Annotated in this window: 6 protein-coding genes; all 6 read left to right on the top strand. The window is 40.3% G+C overall.

The features are described 5' to 3' along the window. A partial coding sequence (locus AB1401_02575; protein ID MEW6614343.1) for an acetate--CoA ligase family protein occupies positions 1–233 on the top strand: 233 nt, incomplete at its 5' end. Between the two features lie 157 nt (positions 234–390). Further along, positions 391–1,587, top strand: coding sequence for an ABC transporter substrate-binding protein (locus AB1401_02570; protein MEW6614342.1), 1,197 nt, complete (start codon positions 391–393; stop codon positions 1,585–1,587). Between the two features lie 153 nt (positions 1,588–1,740). Beyond that, positions 1,741–1,848 (top strand): acetate--CoA ligase family protein, encoded by a 108-nt coding sequence (locus tag AB1401_02565; protein ID MEW6614341.1) that lies wholly within the window; start codon positions 1,741–1,743, stop codon positions 1,846–1,848. A 38-nt stretch (positions 1,849–1,886) separates the two neighbouring features. Next, the gene (locus AB1401_02560) at positions 1,887–3,278 is read left to right on the top strand and encodes a CoA-binding protein (GenBank protein MEW6614340.1); all 1,392 of its coding nucleotides are present in this window, start codon (positions 1,887–1,889) and stop codon (positions 3,276–3,278) included. A gap of 79 nt (positions 3,279–3,357) precedes the next feature. Beyond that, positions 3,358–4,557 (top strand): ABC transporter substrate-binding protein, encoded by a 1,200-nt coding sequence (locus AB1401_02555; GenBank protein ID MEW6614339.1) that lies wholly within the window; start codon positions 3,358–3,360, stop codon positions 4,555–4,557. Positions 4,558–4,676: 119 nt separating this feature from the next. Next, complete coding sequence (locus tag AB1401_02550) at positions 4,677–5,882, top strand: ABC transporter substrate-binding protein (GenBank protein ID MEW6614338.1); 1,206 nt, start codon at positions 4,677–4,679, stop codon at positions 5,880–5,882. Positions 5,883–6,000 lie beyond the last annotated feature (118 nt).

The following is a 6,000-nucleotide window of genomic DNA, read 5'->3' as shown; positions in this document are numbered from 1 at the left end:
CGCCGTTAGAAAAGAGGGATGCTATGGAGATGGCAATGGAAATAAGAGGGCATAAGATGCTGGATGCTTTTCGTGGCAAGCCCTCTATTAATATGGATATTCTATGTGATGCATTGATATCGATTGGTAACATCGGATTAGAATTTGGACAGATTAAGGAAATAGATATAAATCCCTTAATAATAAACGGTGACAAACCAGTTGCTGTGGATGCATTGGTTCTATTAGGTTAAAGAATACAATGTAGCAATGGAGGATTTATAACTACCCCTTTGGAAATACCGCCAGTAATTATCTTCTAATTATTTGTAAAAGAATGATAATTTGACCTGTTGTCTTCTTAACTAAATTAAAACGATATCAATTACTTATCCATGAAAGGAGAGAACCATGAAAAGATTATCGACCGTTATATTCACGTCGCTAATAATCTTCCTCTTATTTGCAGGTGTAAGGTTAGGTTATGGAGAAGAGGCAAGAGGGGTTACGGATGATACCATAAAAATAGGCACCATATCGGACATGACAGGTCCTGCTGCAGATGTTTACCATGCCCTAACCCCAGGAATGCGAACATACATACAATTTATAAATGATCAGGGAGGAATACATGGCAGAAAAATCAAAGTCATCACAGAGGATGATAGGTATTCTAGCCCTTTAGCATTGGCTTCTTTCAAAAAACTCGTCTATAACGATAAAGTATTTGCATTTTCAGGGGTAGCATCCGCAATTGGGCCAACTCGTGCTATCATTCCCTTCATTGAGAAAGAAAAGATACCTTCGCTTACCATGACAAACGATGTAGCATACTTTACTCCGGCTAGAAAGTATATTTTTACTTCTCTCCCATTTTATGAAGACCAGATAAAAGTGTTATTCGACTATATGTGGAACGATCTAAAAGTAAACCGTCCCAAGATAGCACTTGTTTACATGGACTCTCCATCGAGTATAGCGGTCTTACATCTAGTCAGGAGCTTGGTAAAAAAATATGATGCTTCACTCACTGAGGTAATCATACCTGTAGCTGGTCTTGACATGACGTCACAGGTACTCCTATTAAAGAGTGCTAAACCAGATTATGTCATTATTCATGGTTATCTAGCCAATACGGCAGCTGTTTTAAGGGATGCGAAAAAATTCGGCTTTAATAGTCAGATTATAGCTATGCAGTATGCAGTTGTCGGGAAGTTGATAGAAATGACTCGAAGTGCGGCGAATGGTCTTATGGGAATCAATGGGTTGGGATCTCCTGTCGACAACACTCCTGGAATGGTTCATCTAAGGAAGATTGACAAAAAATATAACCAAGGTTCGGGGTATCGAGATGAAAACTATGTACAGGGTTGGTTAACTTCAATGATACTCTGTGAGGGTTTAAATAATGCAGGTAGGAATCTGAATAGCGAAACCCTGGTAAAAGGATGGGAAAAGATAAAAAACTTCGATACGCAGGGGATATGTGGAGTTGTAAATCTTGGCCCAGATAACCACAAAGTAGTTAACAACAGCAGAATATACAAGGCTGATGTGGACAATCTCAGGTTCATCCCAATTACAGACTGGAGGAAGCCGAGTTTTTGAATTTTTGTGAGTCTTCTTTTTTATTTAACAAAGAGAGGAAGGCTACATTTAACATTGAAGTGCAACAAAAAAGGAAGCAACTTCGGCTGGGTTTTTTATTGCCAGGGATAGATGCCTGCATAGTGCAGAAAGAAATATGAACAAAACAGCAACATCGGATTAGAATTTGAACAGATTAAGGAAATAGATATAAATCCCTTAATAGTACAAGGTGACAAACCGGTTGCTGTGGATGCATTGGTTGTGTTAGATCAGAAATAGTGGAATTGTATATTATTAAGAATCTAAGGGAAAGGATTATGGAACACACATTAAAAGCTTTCTTGGGACCGAGAGGTATTGCAATAGTTGGAGTTTCAAAAACGCCTAATAGACCTGGATACATTATTTTACAAAATTTGAGAGAGTTTGGCTTTGAGGGAGAAGTCTATCCAGTTCATCCAGAGGGAGGAGATATACTGGGGTTTAAAACTTATAAAACCGTAAAAGATCTCCCAAAATATATAGATTTAGCTGTCTCCATGGTTTCTGCAGATGAGACCCTTGAATTGTTGAGCGATTGTGAGGCTAAGGGGATAAAGAATATTTTGCTGGTCTCTGGAGGTTTTTCTGAATCCGGTGAGGCTGGCGCTAAACTCCAAGCAAAAGTGGTAAAATTAGCAAAACAAAAGGGGATAAGGCTGATGGGGCCTAATGCAGTTGGGCCTGTTAATACATCCAATAACCTAGTACTGCCCTTTTATGCAATGGATTACCCTAAGAAGGGAGGAGTCTCATTTGTTGCTCAAAGCGGCCAATTCTGCTGTCCTGTTATGGAATATATTACATCTTCTATGAACGTTGGAATAAGCAAATCAATAGACCTTGGGAATTGTTGTGACATAGATGAAGCTGAGGTAATGGAGTATCTAGAAGAGGACCCTGAAACGAGGGTTATCGCTATGTATATGGAAAGTATCAGGTCTGGCAGGCGTTTCTTAGAGGTTTCAAAAAGGGTCTCCCAAAAGAAACCTGTAGTGGTATTTAAAACAGGTAGGACAGAAGACGGTTTGAGAACCGCAGCTTCTCATACTGGTGCCATAGCAGTGGATGATACGGTATTTGATGCAGCTCTCAGACAGGCTGGGATTATAAGGGCTGATGACCTGGATGAATTTCTTGATCTTACAAAGGTATTTGATTCCCAGAACATACCTGAAGGAAATAGAGTGGCAGTTATAACTTACAGTGGAGGTATCGGCGCAATGGTAGCTGATGCCTGTGGGAAGTTTGGTATTAAATTAGCCGAGTTATCAAAGGATACTATTGAAAAGATCAAACCGGCATTACTCCCCTTTTCAAAGATATCAAACCCGTTAGATTGTTTTGCCGTTGGTGTGCCGACGGATGTAAGCGATACATATCAGACACCTTTACTTGCCTTCATGCAAGATCCAAATGTTGATATTATTTTTTTATGTCTTATGGTTAACAGACGTGTTTGGCAGGTAGACCTCAACAATTTATTAGAGAAATTGAAGAGCCTCAAAACTAAACCGGTTGTAGCATGGCTGATAGGTGAGGATAAACTTGTGAGGAAAAAGGCAATGGTTCTTGAAAAAAATGGTATTCCTGTCTTTGCATCCCCAGAAAGGGCAATCAGGGCACTGGGTGCCCTATGGAGATATCGCTTCTATCTCTCTAAGATTTAGTCCAGGATTTGTAAAAAGTTCTTTAATTCCAATATGATCATGATTAAAAAAAGAGATACAGGAAAGGAGAATATTCAGGATGAAGAAAGTTAGGATAGTTTTACTTATGGTGGCTGTTTCCGTGTTTCTGATATGTGATTATGGTTTTTCCAAAGAGGTGAGAGGTGTTACAGATTCCGAGATCAGGATAGGGGTTATATATGATCAGACAGGACCAGCGACCCCTGTGACTGTTCCTGCTTCTAAGGCGTTTAAAAACTACTTTCAATGGGTAAACGAAAAGGGCGGAATCAATGGAAGGAAGATCAGCTTAATTATTGAAGATGACAGATATTCGATCCCTGCGACTATATCTGCATATAAGAAGCTCTTATTAAAGGATCAGGTACTTGCCCTACTAGGTCCGGCATCCAGTCATGGTATATTTGCGCTAACTTCAGCTATCCTCAAAGACAAGATACCCTGTGTTCTTCCCCCTTCATCCGATAGGGTGGTGATACCACCTAAGCGTTATATGTTTGCCAGTGGACCAACCTATGAGGATCAAATTCAACTTATATTTCAGTATATAGTGAGGGATCTGAAGAAGAAAAATCCCAGAATAGCCTTTGTGTATAATGATACCGAGCATGGCAAGCTCGGTTTTAAGGCAGCAGAGAAATACAAAGACGAATACGGCATAGATATTGTCAGTATTGAGATTGTAAACCCAGGGGTATTGGATGCCACTTCCCAGGCGCTGAATATTAAAAGAAGGAACCCAGACTTCATTCTAATGCATCTTCTGGTTGATAATTCGATTGTAATGATGAAATCTGCAATGAAGATGGGTGTAAAGGACATCCCTTTTTTGGGCACTCAGTATACATGTACTGAGGATACCATTAAGGTTGCAGGAAAGGCAGCTTCCAATTACACAGGTATAGCGATCTACAGCTCATGGTATGACAAAGGCTCTGCCATGGAGGAAATGAGAAAAGTGACTTTAAAATACAACCCAGGGACCGAGAAACCATACAGACCAAAGGCATATACTCAGGGTTGGGGTGATGCTACAATCCTTGCAGAAGGTATAAAGAGGGCGGGAAAGGATATCGATGGTGAAGCGTTGGTTACCGCATTGGAGTCCATCAAGAATTTTGATATGAGGGGACTATGTGGCCACGTCACCTTTGGACCTAATGACCATAAAGGATCTAGATATGTAAAGATGTATAAGGCTAATGTCGAAGAAGGATTGTTGACACCAATATCAGATTGGATGAAATTGGAGAAATAGCTTTCCCCCCAAATCTACTCTAGGATACATAAAGGTAATGAAAGCTAGATCAAGGAGTCAAGATGTTTAACTATAATAATTTGAGTATTGTACATAAAACTTGCAGGAGGATAAGAATTATGAAAAAAGGGGTTACCTTATTGCTTGCTGTCTCTTTCGTTTCAATTCTGTTTTTATTTGGAGTTACCCACGGATACGCTGATGAAACTACCGGACTGACCAGTGAAACCATAAAGGTTGGGGTGGTATCCGACATAACTGGTCCCACTTCTCAGCTTCAAATACCTTTGCATACAGGGATAAAAACCTATTTGCAATATATTAATGATCAGGGAGGGACACACGGCCGCAAATTCAAGGTAATTATCGAGGATGGAGGGTATTCAGTTGCCAGGGATATATCAAACTTCAAGAAGCTGGTTTATAGGGATAAAATATTTATGTTCTTTGAGATAGGCTCTACTGGCTCTGGGGTTGCTCTTGCTTCACAGATTACTAAGGAAGGGCTTCCAACCATGATGACTTCAACCACCGATTTCTTTATTCATCCAGTTAGACCGTATCATTTCACTGAAGGTACTACCTATGAGGATGAGATAAAAATAATCTTTAACTACGTAATAAACGTACTCAAGGCAAAGGATGCGAAAATTGCCCTCATCCGGGCTGATACTGAGCACGGGAAAGTTGGTTCCCGTACGTGCCATGAACAGGCCAAAGCCTATGGACTAAAATTGACAGCGGAAGAGGTCATACAGCCAGGTGCAATAGAGGCCAGTTCACAAGTATTGAACTTAAAAAGGGAAGGTGCTAGCCATGTTATTTTGCATACGACCGAAGGCAATGCTGCTACATTCCTGAGAGAATCGAAGCGTTTCGGCTATAAACCCATCCCTATAGGAACCAAATATGCCTGCACCGAGGACGTGATAAGGATTGTAGGAGATGCCGCTAAGGGTTTTGTTGCTACCAATTCTTTTGCCTCCTGGCATGATGATTGTAAAGGTATAAACGAGATGAAGAAGATAACCTTGAAATATCATGACAAAAAAGAGATGATTATCCGTTACAGACAGTATAACCAGGGATGGTGTCAGGCAGTGATAATGGTTGAGGGGTTGAAAAGAGCTGGAAAAAATCTCACCCGTTCCGGCCTAGTTAAGGCAATTGAGTCAATAAAGGATTTTGACATGGGTAACATTATGGCTTCTGTAACATATGGAACAGACAAGCACCAGGGGACTGACTACTGTAAGATGTATAAGGCCGATATCGAAAATCAGAAGTTTGTTCCCTTCACTGATTATATAAGGGCTGCGAGGTAGAAGACTTATTTGATGTATCAAAGTTTCTCCAGCCTATTAATTTAACAGGGGACAGCATTTTGCCACATTGTAATTGGTATTCTGCAAGGAGGCCTTTGTAGTCCTTCGATGGAAAGGA

This window comes from Thermodesulfobacteriota bacterium, from assembly GCA_040757775.1.
GTDB lineage: Bacteria > Desulfobacterota > UBA8473 > UBA8473 > UBA8473 > UBA8473.
This window is presented reverse-complemented; position numbering and strand designations above follow the sequence as displayed.